This is a genomic window from Serratia sp. UGAL515B_01, from assembly GCF_033095805.1.
In the GTDB taxonomy this organism is placed as follows: domain Bacteria; phylum Pseudomonadota; class Gammaproteobacteria; order Enterobacterales; family Enterobacteriaceae; genus Chania.
Genome location: NZ_CP109901.1, coordinates 3811300 through 3832275 on the forward strand (window position 1 = coordinate 3811300; position 20976 = coordinate 3832275).

The 20976-nt window shown below is 48.3% G+C and carries 12 protein-coding genes, 1 tRNA gene, 3 rRNA genes and 1 pseudogene; 7 read left to right on the forward strand and 10 right to left on the reverse strand.

The features are described from left to right. Positions 1 to 56: 56 nt before the first annotated feature. The 4 genes and pseudogenes from glnA to OK023_RS17190 all read left to right on the forward strand — a co-directional run bounded on the left by glnA (position 57) and on the right by OK023_RS17190 (position 4432). Positions 57 to 1466: a glutamate--ammonia ligase gene (glnA, locus tag OK023_RS17175; protein ID WP_317693852.1), complete on the forward strand. Its 1410-nt coding sequence runs from the start codon at positions 57 to 59 to the stop codon at positions 1464 to 1466. Positions 1467 to 1723: 257 nt separating this feature from the next. Beyond that, positions 1724 to 2796 (forward strand): annotated as a pseudogene (gene glnL, locus OK023_RS17180) (nitrogen regulation protein NR(II)). Beyond that, positions 2781 to 4193, forward strand: a complete 1413-nt coding sequence (glnG, locus tag OK023_RS17185) for a nitrogen regulation protein NR(I) (RefSeq protein WP_317693853.1) — start codon at positions 2781 to 2783, stop codon at positions 4191 to 4193. The pseudogene glnL and the gene glnG overlap by 16 nt, the downstream one beginning before the upstream one ends. Positions 4194 to 4309: 116 nt before the next feature. Then, positions 4310 to 4432 (forward strand): YshB family small membrane protein, encoded by a 123-nt coding sequence (locus tag OK023_RS17190; RefSeq protein WP_317693854.1) that lies wholly within the window; start codon positions 4310 to 4312, stop codon positions 4430 to 4432. 35 nt (positions 4433 to 4467) lie between these two features. On the opposite strand, the gene hemN is transcribed toward OK023_RS17190, so the two are convergent. Beyond that, the gene (hemN, locus tag OK023_RS17195; protein WP_317693855.1) at positions 4468 to 5841 is read right to left on the reverse strand and encodes an oxygen-independent coproporphyrinogen III oxidase; all 1374 of its coding nucleotides are present in this window, start codon (positions 5839 to 5841) and stop codon (positions 4468 to 4470) included. 290 nt (positions 5842 to 6131) lie between these two features. Next, the gene (gene yihI / locus OK023_RS17200; RefSeq protein ID WP_317693856.1) at positions 6132 to 6677 is read right to left on the reverse strand and encodes a Der GTPase-activating protein YihI; all 546 of its coding nucleotides are present in this window, start codon (positions 6675 to 6677) and stop codon (positions 6132 to 6134) included. A gap of 761 nt (positions 6678 to 7438) precedes the next feature. Here yihI and yihA point away from each other — a divergent pair. Continuing rightward, the gene (gene yihA / locus OK023_RS17205; protein WP_317693857.1) at positions 7439 to 8089 is read left to right on the forward strand and encodes a ribosome biogenesis GTP-binding protein YihA/YsxC; all 651 of its coding nucleotides are present in this window, start codon (positions 7439 to 7441) and stop codon (positions 8087 to 8089) included. Positions 8090 to 8552: 463 nt separating this feature from the next. On the opposite strand, the gene polA is transcribed toward yihA, so the two are convergent. The 4 genes from polA to OK023_RS17225 form a co-directional block, all read right to left on the reverse strand. Next, positions 8553 to 11348: a DNA polymerase I gene (gene polA, locus OK023_RS17210; RefSeq protein WP_317693858.1), complete on the reverse strand. Its 2796-nt coding sequence runs from the start codon at positions 11346 to 11348 to the stop codon at positions 8553 to 8555. A 999-nt stretch (positions 11349 to 12347) separates the two neighbouring features. Further along, the gene (gene dsbA / locus OK023_RS17215) at positions 12348 to 12971 is read right to left on the reverse strand and encodes a thiol:disulfide interchange protein DsbA (RefSeq protein ID WP_317693859.1); all 624 of its coding nucleotides are present in this window, start codon (positions 12969 to 12971) and stop codon (positions 12348 to 12350) included. A gap of 29 nt (positions 12972 to 13000) precedes the next feature. Then, entirely contained in the window at positions 13001 to 13987 is a 987-nt protein-coding gene (locus OK023_RS17220; protein ID WP_317693860.1) for a serine/threonine protein kinase, read from the reverse strand. 90 nt (positions 13988 to 14077) lie between these two features. Continuing rightward, a complete protein-coding gene (locus tag OK023_RS17225) occupies positions 14078 to 14347 on the reverse strand; it encodes a YihD family protein (protein WP_317693861.1) in 270 nt (89 codons plus the stop codon). A gap of 151 nt (positions 14348 to 14498) precedes the next feature. On the opposite strand from OK023_RS17225, the gene mobA reads away from it, so the two are divergent. Both mobA and mobB read left to right on the forward strand, forming a co-directional pair. After that, on the forward strand, positions 14499 to 15089 hold the full coding sequence (gene mobA, locus OK023_RS17230) for a molybdenum cofactor guanylyltransferase MobA (RefSeq protein WP_317693862.1): 591 nt from the start codon (positions 14499 to 14501) through the stop codon (positions 15087 to 15089). Next, positions 15086 to 15613: a molybdopterin-guanine dinucleotide biosynthesis protein MobB gene (gene mobB / locus OK023_RS17235; RefSeq protein WP_317693863.1), complete on the forward strand. Its 528-nt coding sequence runs from the start codon at positions 15086 to 15088 to the stop codon at positions 15611 to 15613. The genes mobA and mobB overlap by 4 nt, the downstream gene beginning before the upstream one ends. A 92-nt stretch (positions 15614 to 15705) precedes the next feature. On the opposite strand, the gene rrf is transcribed toward mobB, so the two are convergent. The 4 genes from rrf to OK023_RS17255 all read right to left on the reverse strand — a co-directional run bounded on the left by rrf (position 15706) and on the right by OK023_RS17255 (position 20891). Further along, positions 15706 to 15821 (reverse strand): 5S ribosomal RNA (rrf, locus tag OK023_RS17240). Between the two features lie 119 nt (positions 15822 to 15940). Further along, a 23S ribosomal RNA gene (locus OK023_RS17245) occupies positions 15941 to 18850 on the reverse strand. Positions 18851 to 19068: 218 nt separating this feature from the next. After that, positions 19069 to 19144, reverse strand: a tRNA-Glu gene (locus tag OK023_RS17250). Positions 19145 to 19349: 205 nt separating this feature from the next. Continuing rightward, positions 19350 to 20891 (reverse strand): 16S ribosomal RNA (locus OK023_RS17255). The 16S, 23S and 5S rRNA genes sit together here with 1 tRNA gene alongside, the layout of an rRNA operon. Between the last annotated feature and the right edge of the window lie 85 nt (positions 20892 to 20976).

The window sequence follows — 20976 nt, forward strand, 5'->3', positions numbered from 1 at the left end:
AAGTTCCATAGATCCGTCACACGCCGACGACAATGATAAATCTGGGAGAGTTAAGTATGTCCGCTGAACACGTTTTGACGATGCTGAATGAGCATGAAGTGAAATTCGTAGACCTGCGTTTCACTGACACCAAGGGTAAAGAACAACACGTCACTATCCCTGCTCATCAGGTAAATGCCGACTTCTTTGAAGAAGGTAAAATGTTTGACGGCTCCTCAATCGGTGGTTGGAAGGGCATCAACGAGTCTGACATGGTGCTGATGCCAGACGCTAGCACAGCGGTTCTCGATCCTTTCTTCGAAGAATCTACCTTGATTATCCGTTGTGACATCCTTGAACCTGGCACCATGCAGGGCTATGATCGTGACCCTCGTTCAATCTCAAAACGTGCGGAAGATTTTCTGCGCGCTTCTGGTATCGCGGATACCGTGCTGTTTGGGCCAGAACCGGAGTTTTTCCTGTTTGATGATGTGCGTTTCGGCAGCAGCATTCGTGGTTCCCACGTAAGCATCGATGACATCGAAGGCGCCTGGAATACAAGCACCAAATATGAAGGAGGCAATAAAGGCCATCGCCCGGCAGTGAAAGGCGGTTACTTCCCTGTGCCACCGGTCGACTCCTCTCAGGACATCCGTTCCACTATGTGTTTAACCATGGAAGAAATGGGGTTAGTGGTCGAAGCTCACCATCACGAAGTGGCCACCGCAGGTCAAAACGAAGTGGCAACCCGCTTCAATACCATGACCAAGAAAGCCGACGAAATCCAAATTTATAAATACGTGGTTCACAACGTGGCTCACGCATTTGGCAAAACCGCGACATTCATGCCAAAACCGATGTTTGGTGATAACGGCTCCGGTATGCACTGCCACATGTCACTGTCCAAGAACGGTACAAATCTGTTCGCTGGCGACAAATATGGTGGCCTGTCTGAAACGGCATTGTTCTATATTGGTGGTATTATCAAGCACGCTAAGGCAATCAACGCTCTGGCTAACCCGACCACCAACTCCTACAAGCGTCTGGTTCCAGGTTATGAAGCCCCGGTAATGCTGGCTTACTCCGCCCGTAACCGTTCAGCTTCTATCCGTATCCCAGTGGTTGCCAGCCCGAAAGCACGCCGTATTGAAGCGCGCTTCCCGGATCCAGCGGCTAACCCATACCTGTGCTTCGCCGCACTGCTGATGGCAGGCCTAGACGGTATCATCAACAAGATCCACCCTGGCGATGCCATGGACAAAAACCTGTATGACTTGCCACCAGAAGAAGAGGCTGAGATCCCAAAAGTTGCAGGCTCATTGGATGAAGCAATGGCGGCCCTGAATGAAGATCGCGAATTCCTGACTCGTGGCGGCGTGTTCACCAATGACGCTATCGATGCTTACATCGAACTGCGTAAAGAGGAGATGGATCGCGTTCGCATGACGCCACACCCGGTTGAGTTTGAGCTGTACTACAGCGTTTAAAATCCTTTTCGTTTTTATTGCCGTGGAAACTTTCCTGCCCATCTTCGGATGGGCTTTTTTCTCAACACGAGTATCCATAAAACTATTTCATACCGTGACAGTGACGAATGAGGTAGGATGAGTGCACTAAAACGGTGCAGGATACCGCTGTCCCTAACAGATTTAAAAGGTACAGCTAAGTGACTGCGGCAGCCAACACCCATGCAGCTTGAAGTACGACGAGTATAACGCTGCGCATTGAAAGATGAAGGGCACATATGGCAACTGGCAAGCTGCCCGACTCGGGGCAGGTTCTCAATTCTCTCATCAACAGTGTTCTTCTGTTAGATGAAACGCTTGCGGTTCACTACGCGAATCCAGCTGCGCAACAGCTTCTCGCACAGAGCTCTCGTAAACTCTTCGGTACGCCACTGCCTGACTTACTCAGTTACTTTTCGCTAAACATCGATATGATGCGAGAGAGCATGAATGCTGACCAGGGCTTTACTGATAACGAAGTGACTCTGGTCATCGATAACCGTGCACATATCCTCTCCTTGACCGCTCAGATGCTTCCTGAAGGCTTTATCCTGATGGAATTGGCCCCTATGGATAACCAGCGCCGTTTGAGTCAGGAACAATTACAACATGCTCAGCAGGTAGCGGCACGCGATCTGGTTCGCGGGTTAGCCCATGAAATCAAGAATCCTCTCGGTGGCTTGCGGGGTGCAGCACAACTACTGGCCAAAGCGCTGCCCGATCCCGCATTGACCGAATACACTAAAATCATCATTGAACAGGCTGATCGACTGCGTAATCTAGTAGACCGCCTGCTGGGGCCACAGCGTCCGGGTCAGCACATTACTCAGAGCATTCATCAGGTTATAGAACGTGTGTGCCAACTGGTATCGCTGGAAAAACCAGATAACGTTACACTCATACGTGATTACGATCCCAGTTTACCTGAGCTAGAACACGACCCAGAACAGATAGAACAGGTGCTGCTCAACATCACCCGCAATGCGCTGCAGGCGCTCAGTGGAACCGGGGAACTATCACACTGCGTACACGCACCGCGTTTCAGATCACTCTGCATGGCACCCGCTGCAGGCTAGCTGCACGTATCGATATTGAAGATAACGGCCCTGGCATACCCGCTCTTTTGCAGGACACGCTTTTCTATCCCATGGTCAGTGGCCGTGAAGGAGGCACCGGCCTAGGATTATCTATCGCCCGTAATCTTATCGATCAACATTACGGAAAAATTGAATATAACAGTTGGCCAGGACACACCGAGTTTTCAGTTTACCTGCCTATTTGTAAATCGAGGTCTCTATGCAACGAGGGATAGTCTGGATCGTTGATGACGATAGCGCCATCCGTTGGGTACTTGAGCGCGCACTCGCTGGAGCGGGGGTGAATTGTGTCAGTTTCGACAATGCTAATGCCGTATTGGCAGCGTTAGCCACGCAAACCCCTGACGTATTGCTGTCTGATATACGCATGCCAGGTATGGATGGTTTGGTACTTCTCAAGCAGATCAAACAGTGCCATCCGATGCTTCCGGTCATCATAATGACGGCACATTCCGATCTTGATGCTGCCGTTAGTGCCTATCAGCAGGGCGCCTTCGATTATCTGCCAAAACCATTTGATATTGATGAAGCTGTCGCGCTGGTAGAACGAGCCATCAGCCATTATCAGGAACAACAGCAACCCGCTCGTAGCCAACCCGCCAGCGATCCGGTTGCAGATATCATTGGCGAAGCGCCTGCAATGCAGGATGTGTTCCGTATTATTGGCCGTCTGTCCCGTTCATCCATTAGCGTATTGATCAACGGCGAATCAGGTACAGGTAAAGAACTGGTCGCTCATGCGCTTCACCGCCACAGCCCTCGCGCCAAATCGCCGTTTATTGCGCTGAATATGGCCGCGATACCCAAAGATTTGATCGAATCCGAGCTCTTCGGCCATGAAAAAGGGGCATTCACAGGGGCTAATCAGATCCGCCAAGGCCGATTTGAACAAGCCGACGGCGGGACGCTGTTCCTGGATGAAATCGGTGATATGCCAATGGATGTGCAAACCCGTTTGCTACGCGTACTGGCAGATGGTCAGTTTTATCGCGTTGGGGGCTATGCACCGGTAAAAGTTGATGTACGTATTGTTGCCGCCACCCACCAAAATCTGGAATTGCGCGTGCAAGAAGGCAAATTTCGTGAGGATCTGTTTCACCGCCTGAACGTTATCCGCGTACATTTACCACCATTGCGTGAACGCCGTGAGGATATTCCACGTCTGGCACGTTACTTCTTGCAAATGGCAGCAAAAGAGCTGGGGGTAGAGGCAAAGAATCTGCATCCAGAAACCGAAACTGCCCTCACCCGTTTACGCTGGCCAGGTAACGTGCGCCAGCTGGAAAACACCTGTCGCTGGTTAACCGTAATGGCTGCCGGGCAAGAATTGCTCATTCAGGATCTGCCAGGAGAGTTGTTTGAAACCAGCGTGCCTGAGGCTAGTCACCAGACTCTGCATGACAGTTGGCCCACTTTGCTGGCACAGTGGGCCGACCATGCACTGCGTTCCGGTCATCAAAACCTGCTATCAGAAGCACAGCCGGAAATGGAACGCACCTTGCTCACAACAGCACTAAGGCATACCCAAGGACATAAGCAGGAAGCAGCTCGTTTACTAGGGTGGGGTAGAAACACCCTGACACGTAAGCTGAAAGAATTAGGGATGGAGTAAATCCTTGCACGCCTGATGATTAAAAATACAATCAAGCGCACAAAAAATAGACAAATTGAGACTTTACAGGGCATACGGCAGCAGTATGATCGTGTCGCGAACTCTGGAGGTCTAGTATGTTGGATTCACTGATTGTATTTATTACCCAAGGTGCGGACGTCAGCTCAGCAATAAGTCATTCACCACAAGCTGCCTTTGCTGCAGTGTTGTGCGCTGCACTAATGAATTTATTCAGTTAAAACAACGGTCGCTTACGCGACCGTTGTTTTATCAGTCAGATAACGCGAGAAAATTGCTGGGCACGTGCCTGCTTACGCAGGTAAATATCGAAACACATACAAATATTGCGGATCAGCAAACGTCCACGCGGCGTTACCCGGATCCCTTGTTCATCACGCACCACCAGCCCATCACGTTCAAAAGGCGCTAATAATTCCAGATCTTCTGAAAAATAATCAGCAAACACGATCCCATGCTGTTGCTCAATAGATTGATAAATAATCTGAAAATTACAAATCAGCGTCTTTATTACGTCACGACGCAGGCTATCGTCTTCTGTCATCGCCAAACCTCGCCACAGGGCGTTACCCCGCTCTTCAACATTAGCGTAATACACTTTCAACTCTTTTTGGTTTTGCGCGTAACTGTCGCCAAGCATACTGATTGCAGAAACCCCTAATCCCAGCAGATCGCTATCATCCTGCGTGGTGTAACCCTGGAAATTACGGTGCAACTTACCTTCACGCTGGGCAATGGCCAGTTCATCGTTTGGCCGGGCAAAGTGATCCATACCGATAAACTGGTAGCCCGACTCTGTCAGTGAAGCAATGGTTTGTTGAAGAATATCAAGCTTCTGCTGAGCACTCGGCAAATCGGCATCTTTGATTTTGCGTTGAGCTGCAAATAACGTCGGCAGATGTGCGTAGTTGAACACACTCAGGCGGTCCGGGTTCAACTCGGCTACGCGTTGCAGCGTGAAAGCAAAACTCTCGGGAGTTTGCTTTGGCAGGCCGTAAATCAGGTCGATATTGGTAGAATTGAACCCCAAAGCTTTAGCACGTTCGATCAACGCAAAAATGAGGTCTTCATCCTGTTCGCGATTAACCAGACGTTGAACTTCCTTATTAAAATCCTGCACCCCCATACTGAGACGGTTGAAACCCTCAGCACGTAAGTGATCCAGCACATCCAGTTCGATTTCACGCGGGTCAACTTCGATCGACATCTCCGCTTCCGGCAGGACATCAAAATGCTGCCGCAGCATAGCCACTAATCGGCGAATTTGTTGCTTATCAAGATAGGTTGGCGTGCCACCGCCCCAATGTATCTGGCTGACCTTACGGCCAGCAAATAACGGCGCACGAGCGGTGATCTCACGTTCCAACACATTCAAATATTCATCAGCCTTGTGTGTTTGGCGCGTCACCAGTTTATTGCAGCCGCAGAAGTAACAGAGCTTATGGCAGAAAGGGATATGTACATACAGCGAAAGAGGACGTTCAGGGTAACGAGAAGCTGCATTTAAGAATGCAGTTTCATCGTAACTTTGGTTAAACTCCAATGCTGTAGGATATGAGGTATAACGCGGCCCAGAATAGTTATACTTTTGGATCAGGGCCAAGTCCCAGACAATTGTCTGTTCCGGCATGCTTGCGAACTCCTTACGGTCTACCCATTGTTTTATGCCCGACTACGTCCCCCTTTTTCAACTCTGCTCCCGGTAGATTGGTGTTTCTATTGTCACCTAGCTGCAACTTAAAAACTGCCAGGTTTCTTTTTTCTAACAGGTCGGAGAATGGGCGAGTGTCTTCGCTGTATGACCGCAGATGCGGTGCGAATACGCGCTTTGCGTTTCGACAGTCGCCATAGTTTACTGAATAACCACAGCAGATAACATGCCAATAGTAGGGCTATTATTACGATAAACCACATAGCTCGTTAAAATGCGCCTTTTGGATCACCGCCTTTCAGCAGTCTCAGAATATCTTCCTGCTTTTCTACTTCTTCTTCATCATCCTCACCCAATTCAATACCCAATTGTTGCATCAAGGCATCGATACGATCCAAGGTTTGGTCAACATAACTTTGATCTTCTGCACTCAGAGTCGCTCCCAGATCGAGTTGATCAAGTAATGCATCCAAACGTTCATCGTTTTCCAGTTTGCTCAGTTCTTCTTCTGGGGTAAGACGCGGTTTTTTTTCTGCCTGTGGTTTCGGCTGTGGTTTAGTTTTTATCTTGGCTTCAACCACCAGCGCTACGGGCACTTTACTGCCAATACGTGGATCTTTTGGCTGCGCTGCAGCTTTATTTTTCTGGTTGTCAGAATCAACCTGGGTACGTGAACCAGATGCATGGCCACGACGTTTTTTAAGACGCTTACGCTCGCGAGCTTCCTGATCGAGCTCGACACGGCTTTTCTTTTTACTTTTTTGCGTTCCCGCACTGCTGCGTGGGGCACGAGGTGATTTTGATGGCTGGTTCATGGTATGCGCTCTTGCTCTTAGGTGTGTAGAGTCAGTATAGAATTGCTATACGATTGCGGCGGAATCTAGCAGAAAGCAGACAAAGAAAAAAGGCAGCAGGTTAAACCTGCTGCCTATTTCGCACCTTCAAATGAAGGATATTCCAAATTCGCACTCCGTGCGTACACTCAACATCCCGGTTTTTCCATCTGCAGTAACTGTGTTCCCTGAGACTACATCCTTCATCCTTAAGGAGAATTCATCCGTGGTGCAATCCATAAGCTTCCACTCTTCTTGAGTGCGCATCCCGCGTGCATCCTAATTGCAATTACTCGACCATCCGTAGGCTATCTGTAGGCTATCTGTACACTCCGGTACAACATAGCTTCAGTTCCATCTGACATCATCCTGGTACTCATTACACACCCTGTGCATTATTCCCTGAGATTTGTCACCCTTCCTGGATGTTCCTTTTTCCTTCGCTCCTGCGTTGGAACCTACTTTACGCTTTTATGCGTCGCGCTCAAGGTAGTAACAACTAGATTACAACAATATATTTCTCTTATAATATATAAGACATTGTTTTTCAACAAAAAAACAAAAAAAAGCCTATAACAAAGCGATATTACCCCCCTTTTGAATGGCAAATGTCTCACATTGGATGTGTCACTTTGCCTCAAATTATTCACAGCGAAATTCTTGAAAACGAGAAACACACCCTTTTTCGGCTGATGCAGTTATAATCGCCAACCAGATAGCCATCCTCACGGAGACGAAAAATTTTGACCATCAAGAATTATAACTATCATGTGACTCACTTCGTCACCAGTGCACCCGATATTCGCCATCTTCCGGGGGATGAAGGTATTGAAGTTGCATTTGCCGGTCGCTCCAACGCCGGTAAGTCTAGTGCACTAAATACCCTGACTAATCAGAAAAGCCTGGCTCGTACCAGTAAAACACCAGGTAGAACTCAACTGATCAATCTGTTTGAAGTGGAAGAAGGTATTCGTTTGGTCGACCTGCCAGGTTATGGCTACGCGGAAGTACCAGAAGAAATGAAACGCAAATGGCAACGGGCACTGGGTGAATACTTGCAGATGCGTAACTGCCTGAAAGGCCTGGTGGTGCTAATGGATATCCGTCACCCTCTTAAAGATCTGGATCAACAGATGATTCAATGGGCTGTAGATGTCGGTACACCCGTGCTGGTCCTGCTGACCAAAGCCGATAAGCTCGCCTCTGGTGCACGCAAGGCGCAATTGAATATGGTACGTGAAGCTGTATTACCGTTTATGGGCGACATCCAAGTAGAAGCTTTCTCTTCACCAAAGAAAATCGGAATCGACAAACTTAGCCAGAAGTTGAATACCTGGTTCAGCGAAATTCCGCCAGAAGTGTTGCCTGAAAGCGATTTAGGCCGCGAGATATAACCGATCTCACCAAAGAACCGATGCAGATACATCGGTTTTTTATGCCAGTTTTCTGCCCCATTCTGCCATTTTTGTTATTTAATTACATTTTTGATTGAAATAATAAAGTAAAGCCGTCAAAAGCAGTCTCATCATGCAACTTAAGCGATAAAATGCAGTGATTTCTCATTTATTAACAATAAAAAACGCCCCAATCAAAAACTGATTGGGGCGGCTAAATATTCAGCTAAATCCGATTACGTGAAGTAAAAGGTCTGAAAAATAGAACATCTTACCTCTGTACCCTACACCTCTAACTCTACATTATTTTTTCATGCTGAAAAAGATTTTTTTGTAGTTTATTTACATAAAAAAGCGTTGATAACGACGATTTTGGCGACATATTGTAGCTCAATTACCAAAAATGCTTAGGTTATCACCAGTTAAAGAGAACGCCTCGCACTGGCAAAATATCTCTAGCCTATCAGTGGGCCTCATCCCAATTTTTACCAATGCCAATATCCACTTTCAGTGGTACCGCCAACGTCATACAGCCTTCCATCAATTCGTGAATACGCTGGCAGGCAGTTTCAATCGCAGACTCATGAACTTCAAATACCAGTTCATCGTGCACCTGCATAATCATACGCACGAGCGGCTTATCCTGACCTTGCAGCCAGGCATCCACCTCAATCATCGCGCGCTTGATGATATCTGCAGCAGTCCCTTGCATTGGGGCGTTAATCGCTGCGCGCTCCGCCGCCTTACGACGCATACCGTTGCTGGAACGAACATCCGGCAGATAGAGCCTGCGTCCATCCAGTGTACTGACATACCCCTGCTCCGCAGCCTGTTGCCGAGTGCGTTCCATATATTCCAACACACCAGGATAACGCTCGAAGTAAAGATCCATATAACGTTGGGCTTCGCCACGTGGGATCCCCAGTTGCCGTGCCAGACCAAATGCACTCATCCCGTAGATCAGGCCGAAGTTAATCGCTTTGGCACTACGACGCTGTTCGTTAGTCACCTTATCCAGTGCCATACTAAACACTTCTGCTGCCGTTGCACGGTGAATATCTTTACCGTCGGCAAAAGCCTTCAACAGCCCTTCATCCTGTGACAAATGTGCCATGATCCGCAGTTCAATCTGTGAATAGTCAGCAGCAACGATACGATAACCTTCCGGTGCGATAAACGCCTGGCGGATACGGCGCCCCTCATCGTTACGTACAGGAATGTTCTGCAGATTGGGATCGCTGGAAGAAAGGCGCCCCGTAGCCGTTACAGCCTGATGATAGGACGTATGTACACGCCCACTGACCGGGTTGATCATCAGCGGTAGCTTGTCAGTGTAGGTCGTCTTCAGTTTCGCTAAGCCACGGTATTCCAAAATCACTTTTGGCAACGGGTAATCCAAAGCCAATTCGGCCAATACCTCTTCATTCGTGGATGGAGCCCCACCCGGCGTTTTTTTCAGTACCGGTAACTTTTGTTTCTCATACAGAATAGCCTGCAACTGCTTGGTTGAAGCTAGATTAAACGGTTCTTCAGCCAAGTCATGAGCCTGAACTTCAAGCTCTGTCAGGCGTTTGGTCAACTCTTGAGAGTGTGCAGAAAGAATGTTGGGATCAATCAAAACGCCGGTACGTTCGATATGAGAGAGCACAGGTAATAGTGGCATTTCAATTTCATTGAATACCGTCAGCAACCCTTTGTTCTCTTTCAGCTGTGGCCACATCGCCAGATGCAATTGCAGCGTAACATCAGCATCTTCTGCAGCATAAGGCGCAGCCTGTTCAAGTGAGATCTGGTTGAATGTGAGCTGGTTCTTGCCCTTACCCGCGATCTCTTCAAAGGTAATCGTCTTATGACCCAGGTAGCGCTCGGCCAAACTATCCATATCGTGACGACCACCGACGCTGTCGAGAACATAGGACTCAAGCATAGTGTCATAGGCAATACCACGCAGATCGATGCCATAACGTGCCAACAGGCTCTTGTCGAACTTCAGGTTTTGCCCAACTTTCAGCGCTTTCTCATCTTCCAACAACGGTTTCAACGTTGCCAACACCTGGGCACAATCCAACTGTGTTGGCGCATCCAGGTAATCATGAGCAACCGGCAGATAGGCCGCTACCCCAGGCGCTATAGCAAAGGACAACCCAACCAGATTAGCTGTCAACGTATCGAGACCATCAGTTTCGGTATCAAAGGCAAAAACCTCGGCTTTTTTCAAGCGTTGTATCCAATCGGCAAATGTTCCCTCATCCAGGATCGTGACGTACTTCTCTTGTGATAAGGTCGCTTCAACAGCAGCTTTAGGAACATCATTGAATGCAGCTGATTTTGTTGCAGCAGTCGCTTTGCGACCAGCCCCTTTGCTTTCAAGCCAGGTACCTGCTTCAACATCTGCTATCCAACGTTTGAATTCGTATCGCTTGAATAACGCCTGCAATTGGTCGACATCGGGTTCGCTAACCGCCAATTCGTTGCAGCTCATGTTCAACTCAACATCGGTCTTAATCGTCGCCAGTCTATAAGAGAGGTAAGCCACCTCTTTATTCTGTTCCAACTTGGCGGCCATGTTTTTAGCACCACGAAAACTCAACGTAGCGATGCTCTCCAGGTTGGCATAAAGTTGATCCAAACCGCCAAGCCCTTGAAGAAGCGCCTGAGCCGTTTTCTCCCCCACACCCGGTACGCCAGGAATGTTATCCGATGAGTCCCCCATCAGCGCCAGAAAATCGATGATCAGTTCTGGTGGAATACCATATTTGTCGCAAACTTCTTGCGGACCAAGAATGGTATTGTTCATTGTATTGATCAGAGTGATGTTTGATGTGACCAACTGGGCCATATCTTTGTCACCTGTGCTGATCAATACCGCGTGACCCGCTCTCTCTGCTTCTTGTGCCAAAGTACCGATCACATCATCCGCTTCCACCCCTGGTGTCACCAGTAACGGGAGCCCCATGGCTTTTACCATTTGATGTAGGGGTTCGATTTGCGCGCGTAAATCGTCAGGCATGGGGGGACGATGTGACTTATATTCAGCGAACAGCTCATCACGGAAGGTTTTTCCTTTGGCATCAAACACCACCGCAACATGGCTAGGGTTGTACTGCAGCAATAGGCTGCGCAACATGTTCAGCACACCATACATCGCACCAGTCGGTTCACCGGAAGAGTTGGTCAGCGGTGGGAAAGCATGATAAGCACGGTAAAGGTAAGAGGAACCATCCACCAGGATTAATGGGTTTTCTGCAATCTGGGCCATAACGTTTCTTTTTCGTGAAAATGACTGAGGTAAGCATGCCATAGCTAGCCGCTGGTGACGAACTCTAGTGAACGATAAAAGGTAAATAGATGGAATTTTGAGGCGTGATCCGCAAGATCTTTGCTGTGGATAACTTTGTGCATAAATTAGCATTAAAATTATAACAATAACCCATTTGCTATAACCATTATTAAAATATTCATTTAAATCATGGTATTGAATTAAGTTTTCCGTGTTTTTTAATTTTATCGTCTTTAGTCCAATTTGTGGATATAAGTTGAATCAGATTTTATCCGCGTTAACAATCATTTTCGGCTTTGTGTAGGATTCAAAACTCTAGACGCCAACGTCGCAAGAGAGTATTTATTTCAGGCTAAAACGCTTACTTTTAAATACATTATCTTTTACGAAATGCGTACCAACCTATGTGAGAATATCTAAATCTACGACAAGTACTTAACCCATATCAAAATTATTATTCCCTGTTATTTGCACATTTATACTCTCCTAGCTATTACCATGACAATACCGTTACCCATCCAGATTCACTTCGTTACCTGTAACCTTACTCTAGAAAATTCACGTTATTTCCTAGACTGTGTCCCTTAATTGCACGCGATCGTCGCTGGCGGTAATTTGCGCGCAGAGCAAGACGTGAACCGCAAGGTTAGGTGGGCCAAATAAGCGGCGAACAAAGCAGCCAATGGCCCCACGTCCCAGAATCCTGTTATCTGTATTGTCGGGCTTGAACAAAAGGCCACTCCGCCCTTCACCCTCCGCTTGATAACGGGCTTTTAGGTCTGCGACTGCACCACCGGCAATTGAGGGACGCTGCCTAGTTTTCCAACACACTAACTTCGGTATAGAAAGAGTCCATTTTACGGCATCAACTCCAGCTTTGACTTAATACATTAAGCCAGAAAAAGACCGTACTTTTGAACGCGCTCAAATGCAGATTATAGTGAAAAAACGCCGGTTACCCGGCGCTTTTGCTTCAGATTACTTTTGCTCACTCAAAAACTTAACAACATCAGCAAATTGCTTCGTATAAGCATCCATTGAGCTCGTATCTAGCCCATCATTTTTGACCATATATTTGCCATTTACAAATATCGCTGGGACACCACGTAACTGCAAATCCTCTGCCGCTTTCTGCTGTTGAACCACGAGAGATTTCACTACAAAACTATTAAGTGCAGCGTCATACTCTTCGGCAGATACTCCGGCCTTGATAAATACATTGCGGATATCATCTGGGGTTCGTAAGGTTTGAGTCTTCTGAACGGCTTCAAACATAGGATGAGTAATTTTGTCTTCCACTCCCAAAGCCATCGCCACAGCCCAGGCCTGAGTCAACTCTTTACCCATTGGCCCCAAGAATTCCACATGGTACTTAGTCATCTTTGTCCCTGCGGGCAGTGCTTTTTTCACTGCATCAGGGATGCGGTAAATCTCTTCAAACTGATAGCAGTGTGGGCAATAGAAAGAGAAAAACTCGAGTACCTGTGGCTCACCTGTCACAGGTTTATCCAAAGTGATGTATTGAGTACCATCGCTAAATTGCGCAGCAGAGGCACTGAATGCCATCACGATACCAACGAGCGCCAATAAAATTTTCTTCATAAAACTCAACTCTCCATTATTTTAAGGTATCAATACATTGGCATCAGCTGCAGAGGCGGTTCCTGTAACAGCTTAACCTGTTCAATAAATGCGGCGGTCTGAGATAGCCAAAAATCAGACTCCACCATCCACGGAAAATTTCTAGGGAATGCAGGATCCTGCCAGCGGCGAGCTACCCAGGCCAGATAATACACCATGCGCATCGCCCTAAGTGGTTCAATCAGCGTCAGTTCCCGCTGATCGAATTCGGCGAATTCACTATAAGCTTCCAGTAAAATGTCTAATTGCATCAGTTGCTCGCGACGTTCACCGTGCAACAGCATCCACAAATCCTGTATTGCTGGCCCATTACGTGCATCATCAAGATCAACGAATAATGGTCCATCACGCCACAAAATGTTACCCGGGTGGCAGTCACCATGCAGACGTAGCGGTTGCCAATTCGGCTGCCAATGCGGCTTAATGGCAGCAATAAGCGTATCGGTAGCGTGTAAAAAAGCATCTCGCTGTGCCTTGGGTACCAAATCACAGCTGGCCAAAACCTGCCGTGGCGCAGCGAGATACTCCTCAATTCCCATAGTCGGTCGCTCAATAAACAGACTCTCTCTGCCAACTTGGTGAATACGGCCAAGAAAACGGCCCACCCATTCCAGTTGTTCAAGATTGTCTATCTCATACTGCCTACCACCCACGCTCGGAAATACGGTAAAAAGGAATCCTGCATGCGTGTGCAAGGTATTTCCTTGTAAAACAAGTGGCGCAACAGCTGGAATTTCGTTTTGAAATAAATCGTATGCGAACTGGTGCTCTTCATCAATTTGCACTGCACTCCAACGCTCAGGCCGATAAAACTTCACTACATAACGTTTACGATCTTCATCCATAAACTGATAAACGCGATTTTCATAACTATTCAGCGCTGTCAGCCCAGAATCTATGCGTAAACCAACTCCCTCCAATGCATCCATAATCAGGTCTGGAGAAAGGGTTTCAAAATTAAATGCTGAGCTGTTCATAACAACCGTTCAGTCCGCCAGATGACAACACAGTGCCAAGAATGAGAAATAGTAGGACTAATCCCACTACTGGATGGCTCATCGTCAATGTTAATCTTTTATCACGCCGCGAGCACGTAACAACGCAGTTTTAAAATCTTCTTCGTAGTCTTTCTTCAAGCCCGGGATCTGATCAGTATTAGCGCTACCGCGCATCTTTAAGTGATAAATCAAAATGTCGTCACTGAGATCGGCTAAATTCCCCTGAAATCCCGCCTCTTTAGCCAGTTTTTGCAAAAACTGAATCAGATTGAGATCTGGTTCCTGTTGCCAAGCAGGCTGAAGTAGCTCGATTAATTCATTTACACGATGCGTTTTCATTGCAATATCATCCCGTAATGCGAATAAACCCACAAGTTAACAGGCTTGCTCCCGCAGTGAAAGAAGCAGGTTGTCAATAAAGGTAAATCCTGCTCTCTGAGCATGTTTAGCGCTACAATCGGGCATTATTAACGAGGCAGGATGATGATTTATGCGTGCAGATATAACTGGCGTTATCTTAGCAGGTGGACGTTCTATCCGAATGGGGGGCGAGGATAAGGGATTGATTCAGTTGGGTGATAAAGCTTTATATCAACACGTACTAAAGCGATTAATACCGCAGGTAAACCATGTGATCATCAGCGCTAACCGCAACTTGCATAGTTACCAGAAAAGTGGTTTACCGGTCGTCAGTGACTCAATGGCAGATTACCCTGGCCCGTTAGCCGGTATGTTGGCAGGGCTTACCTATGCACGCACAGAATGGGTAGTCTTTACTCCCTGTGACGTACCTGATTTTCCCATCAATCTAGTAGAAAAACTTTGGCAACATAAAGATAAAGCACTCGCCGCCTATGCAAGTGATGACCAACGTGATCACCCAACGTTCGCTCTACTACACACTAGCCTTGTTAAGGAAATAACTCATTATCTGGTTCAAGGGGAAAGAAAATTGATGTTATTCATGGCTGCGGTTAATGCAAAAAAAATTATATTCAGTAGTCAACAAGATATATTTCGCAACTTGAATACTCCTAACGATTGTCAGAAATGGCTACAGGAAAAAGGAATAAATCAATGAAAGGCTCTTTACCTCCGTTATTGGCTGTAGCCGCATACAGCGGTACAGGCAAAACGACGCTTCTTAAACAATTAATACCGCTACTAAAACAGCAACAGGTGCGTGTTGGTCTGATTAAACACACTCACCACAATATGGAGGTGGACACTCCAGGTAAAGATAGTTATGAACTGCGTAAAGCGGGTGCAGAGCAAACATTAGTCGCCAGCGATCGACGCTGGGCATTAATGACGGAAACGCCAGAACAAAAAGCGCTGGATCTAAAATACTTGGCCAGCAGATTTGATGGTAGCAAAGTAGATTTGATCCTAGTAGAAGGATTCAAGCATGAACCAATCAATAAAATTCTTCTTTATCGTGAGGAAATAGGGAAACCTCTAGCAACCATGTTGGATAAGTACGTTATTGCCGTAGCCAGCGATAAGAAAATTGAAAAATTAGCACTACCGCTACTGAATATCAATCAGCCTGAAATGATCGCCCTGTTTATCACCGAATGGTTGGTAAGGAGAAACGGATGGTGATTTTTTCCTTTTCAGGTTTTTTACGAAATCAAAATTCTCTAGATAAGCAAAAAGCCCCATGCTTTCGCATGAGGCTTTCGACCTTATTTGATGCCTGGCAGTGTCCTACTCTCGCATGGGGAGACCCCACACTACCATCGGCGCTACGGCGTTTCACTTCTGAGTTCGGCATGGGGTCAGGTGGGACCACCGCGCTATTGCCGCCAGGCAAATTCTGTTTCATCCCAACCGCTCACGCTTCTCTCGCGTGCAGCCATCAGAACCAATCCGGAACTTTCGCTGAAAACCGACTCTTTTCTCTCAAATCCAAAACACCTTCGGTGTTGTAAGGTTAAGCCTCACGGATCATTAGTACTGGTTAGCTCAATGCATCGCTGCACTTACACACCCAGCCTATCAACGTCTTAGTCTTAAACGTTCCTTCAGGGACCTTAAAGGCCCAGGGAAGACTCATCTCGAGGCAAGTTTCGCGCTTAGATGCTTTCAGCGCTTATCTTTTCCGCACTTAGCTACCGGGCAGTGCCATTGGCATGACAACCCGAACACCAGTGGTGCGTTCACTCCGGTCCTCTCGTACTAGGAGCAACCCCTCTCAATCTTCCAACGCCCACGGCAGATAGGGACCGAACTGTCTCACGACGTTCTAAACCCAGCTCGCGTACCACTTTAAATGGCGAACAGCCATACCCTTGGGACCTACTTCAGCCCCAGGATGTGATGAGCCGACATCGAGGTGCCAAACACCGCCGTCGATATGAACTCTTGGGCGGTATCAGCCTGTTATCCCCGGAGTACCTTTTATCCGTTGAGCGATGGCCCTTCCATTCAGAACCACCGGATCACTAAGACCTACTTTCGTACCTGCTCGAGCCGTCACTCTCGCAGTCAAGCTAGCTTATGCCTTTGCACTAACCTCACGATGTCCGACCGTGATTAGCTAACCTTCGTGCTCCTCCGTTACTCTTTGGGAGGAGACCGCCCCAGTCAAACTACCCACCAGACACTGTCCTCACCCCAGATTATGGGGCAGAGTTAGAACATCAAACATTAAAGGGTGGTATTTCAAGGTTGGCTCCATGCAGACTGGCGTCCACACTTCAAAGCCTCCCACCTATCCTACACATCAAGGCTCAATGTTCAGTGTCAAGCTATAGTAAAGGTTCACGGGGTCTTTCCGTCTTGCCGCGGGTACACTGCATCTTCACAGCGAGTTCAATTTCACTGAGTCTCGGGTGGAGACAGCCTGGCCATCATTACGCCATTCGTGCAGGTCGGAACTTACCCGACAAGGAATTTCGCTACCTTAGGACCGTTATAGTTACGGCCGCCGTTTACTGGGGCTTCGATCAAGAGCTTCGCGTTGCCGCTAACCCCATCAATTAACCTTCCAGCACCGGGCAGGCGTCACACCGTATACGTCCACTTTCGTGTTTGCACAGTGCTGTGTTTTTATTAAACAGTTGCAGCCAGCTGGTATCTGCGACTGGCTTCAGCTCCGAGAGCAAGTCTCTTCACCTACGTGCCAGCGTGCCTTCTCCCGAAGTTACGGCACCATTTTGCCTAGTTCCTTCACCCGAGTTCTCTCAAGCGCCTGAGTATTCTCTACCTGACCACCTGTGTCGGTTTGGGGTACGATTCTGTGTTACCTGATGCTTAGAGGCTTTTCCTGGAAGCTGGGCATCAACCACTTCGCCACCGTAGTGACTCGTCATCACGCCTCAGGGTTGATATGCAACCGGATTTACCAGGTCACACCCCCTACACGCTTAAACCGGGACAACCGTCGCCCGGCTAGCCTAGCCTTCTTCGTCCCCCCTTCGCAGTAACACCGAGTACAGGAATATTAACCTGTTTCCCATCGACTACGCTTTTCAGCCTCGCCTTAGGGGTCGACTCACCCTGCCCCGATTAACGTTGGACAGGAACCCTTGGTCTTCCGGCGAGCGGGCTTTTCACCCGCTTTATCGTTACTTATGTCAGCATTCGCACTTCTGATACCTCCAGCAGACCTCACAGTCCACCTTCAACGGCTTACAGAACGCTCCCCTACCCAACAACGCCTAAGCGTCGCTGCCGCAGCTTCGGTGCATGGTTTAGCCCCGTTACATCTTCCGCGCAGGCCGACTCGACCAGTGAGCTATTACGCTTTCTTTAAATGATGGCTGCTTCTAAGCCAACATCCTGGCTGTCTGTGCCTTCCCACATCGTTTCCCACTTAACCATGACTTTGGGACCTTAGCTGGCGGTCTGGGTTGTTTCCCTCTTCACGACGGACGTTAGCACCCGCCGTGTGTCTCCCGTGATAACATTCTTCGGTATTCGGAGTTTGCATCGGGTTGGTAAGCCGGGATGGCCCCCTAGCCGAAACAGTGCTCTACCCCCGAAGATGAGTTCACGAGGCGCTACCTAAATAGCTTTCGGGGAGAACCAGCTATCTCCCGGTTTGATTGGCCTTTCACCCCCAGCCACAAGTCATCCGCTAATTTTTCAACATTAGTCGGTTCGGTCCTCCAGTTAGTGTTACCCAACCTTCAACCTGCCCATGGCTAGATCACCGGGTTTCGGGTCTATACCTTGCAACTAGACGCCCAGTTAAGACTCGGTTTCCCTACGGCTCCCCTATTCGGTTAACCTTGCTACAAAATATAAGTCGCTGACCCATTATACAAAAGGTACGCAGTCACCCCCATTAAGAAGGCTCCCACTGCTTGTACGTACACGGTTTCAGGTTCTATTTCACTCCCCTCGCCGGGGTTCTTTTCGCCTTTCCCTCACGGTACTGGTTCACTATCGGTCAGTCAGGAGTATTTAGCCTTGGAGGATGGTCCCCCCATATTCAGACAGGATGTCACGTGTCCCGCCCTACTCATCGAACTCACAGAATGTGCATTTTAGTGTACGGGGCTATCACCCTTTACTGCGCGACTTTCCAGACGCTTCCACTAACACACACCCTGATTCAGGTTCTGGGCTGTTCCCCGTTCGCTCGCCGCTACTGGGGGAATCTCGGTTGATTTCTTTTCCTCGGGGTACTTAGATGTTTCAGTTCCCCCGGTTCGCCTCCTGCCACTATGTATTCATGACAGGATAGTGCAACGAATTGCACTGGGTTTCCCCATTCGGGTATTGCCGGTTGTAACGCTTCATATCAGCTTACCGACACTTATCGCAGATTAGCACGCCCTTCATCGCCTCTGACTGCCTAGGCATCCACCGTGTACGCTTAGTCACTTAACCTCACAACCCGAAGATGTTTCCATCGTTCGTGCTGCAAACATTTGAGAGACTCTCTGACAGGTTAGTCCTTATCTCAATACTTTTACGGAGAGATAAGTTTCAGCTGTCAGGTTTCAATTTTCAGCTTGTTCCAGATTGTTAAAGAGCAATATCTTAAACACGACTCGAAAGTCATCTTTAAGATATTCGGTGATAATGTCTTTCACTCATTATCGAATTGGCGTCCCCAAGGGGATTCGAACCCCTGTTACAGCCGTGAAAGGGCAGTGTCCTAGGCCTCTAGACGATGGGGACCCGAAATTTGCTTATCGAATCACCGATTCGATAATTTCGGGTAAAGGTGAGATTTTTCAAGAAAAATCGAGCGCCATTGTGATTTGTCACTGCATTTGACAGCCACAAACCGCACAGCACTTAACCACCCATACCACAGGTTTTTTGCTCATTACTTTTCATCAGACAATCTGTGTGGACACTGCACTCAACTAATATCTTTAGGTAAGGAGGTGATCCAACCGCAGGTTCCCCTACGGTTACCTTGTTACGACTTCACCCCAGTCATGAATCACAAAGTGGTAAGCGCCCTCCCGAAGGTTAAGCTACCTACTTCTTTTGCAACCCACTCCCATGGTGTGACGGGCGGTGTGTACAAGGCCCGGGAACGTATTCACCGTAGCATTCTGATCTACGATTACTAGCGATTCCGACTTCATGGAGTCGAGTTGCAGACTCCAATCCGGACTACGACGTACTTTATGAGGTCCGCTTGCTCTCGCGAGGTCGCTTCTCTTTGTATACGCCATTGTAGCACGTGTGTAGCCCTACTCGTAAGGGCCATGATGACTTGACGTCATCCCCACCTTCCTCCGGTTTATCACCGGCAGTCTCCTTTGAGTTCCCGACCGAATCGCTGGCAACAAAGGATAAGGGTTGCGCTCGTTGCGGGACTTAACCCAACATTTCACAACACGAGCTGACGACAGCCATGCAGCACCTGTCTCACGGTTCCCGAAGGCACTAAGCTATCTCTAGCAAATTCCGTGGATGTCAAGAGTAGGTAAGGTTCTTCGCGTTGCATCGAATTAAACCACATGCTCCACCGCTTGTGCGGGCCCCCGTCAATTCATTTGAGTTTTAACCTTGCGGCCGTACTCCCCAGGCGGTCGATTTAACGCGTTAGCTCCGGAAGCCACGCCTCAAGGGCACAACCTCCAAATCGACATCGTTTACAGCGTGGACTACCAGGGTATCTAATCCTGTTTGCTCCCCACGCTTTCGCACCTGAGCGTCAGTCTTTGTCCAGGGGGCCGCCTTCGCCACCGGTATTCCTCCAGATCTCTACGCATTTCACCGCTACACCTGGAATTCTACCCCCCTCTACAAGACTCTAGCTTGCCAGTTTCAAATGCAGTTCCCAAGTTAAGCTCGGGGATTTCACATCTGACTTAACAAACCGCCTGCGTGCGCTTTACGCCCAGTAATTCCGATTAACGCTTGCACCCTCCGTATTACCGCGGCTGCTGGCACGGAGTTAGCCGGTGCTTCTTCTGCGAGTAACGTCAATGAACAGTGCTATTAACACTGAACCCTTCCTCCTCGCTGAAAGTGCTTTACAACCCGAAGGCCTTCTTCACACACGCGGCATGGCTGCATCAGGCTTGCGCCCATTGTGCAATATTCCCCACTGCTGCCTCCCGTAGGAGTCTGGACCGTGTCTCAGTTCCAGTGTGGCTGGTCATCCTCTCAGACCAGCTAGGGATCGTCGCCTAGGTGAGCCATTACCCCACCTACTAGCTAATCCCATCTGGGCACATCCGATGGTGTGAGGCCCGAAGGTCCCCCACTTTGGTCTTGCGACGTTATGCGGTATTAGCCACCGTTTCCAGTAGTTATCCCCCTCCATCGGGCAGTTTCCCAGACATTACTCACCCGTCCGCCGCTCGTCACCCAGGGAGCAAGCTCCCCTGTGCTACCGCTCGACTTGCATGTGTTAGGCCTGCCGCCAGCGTTCAATCTGAGCCATGATCAAACTCTTCAATTAAAAGCTTGATTTGCTTCAACTCGTGAAGCGATGCTCGAAAATTAACTTTCGTAATAATTCATTCGCATGAATTACTGCTTGGTCA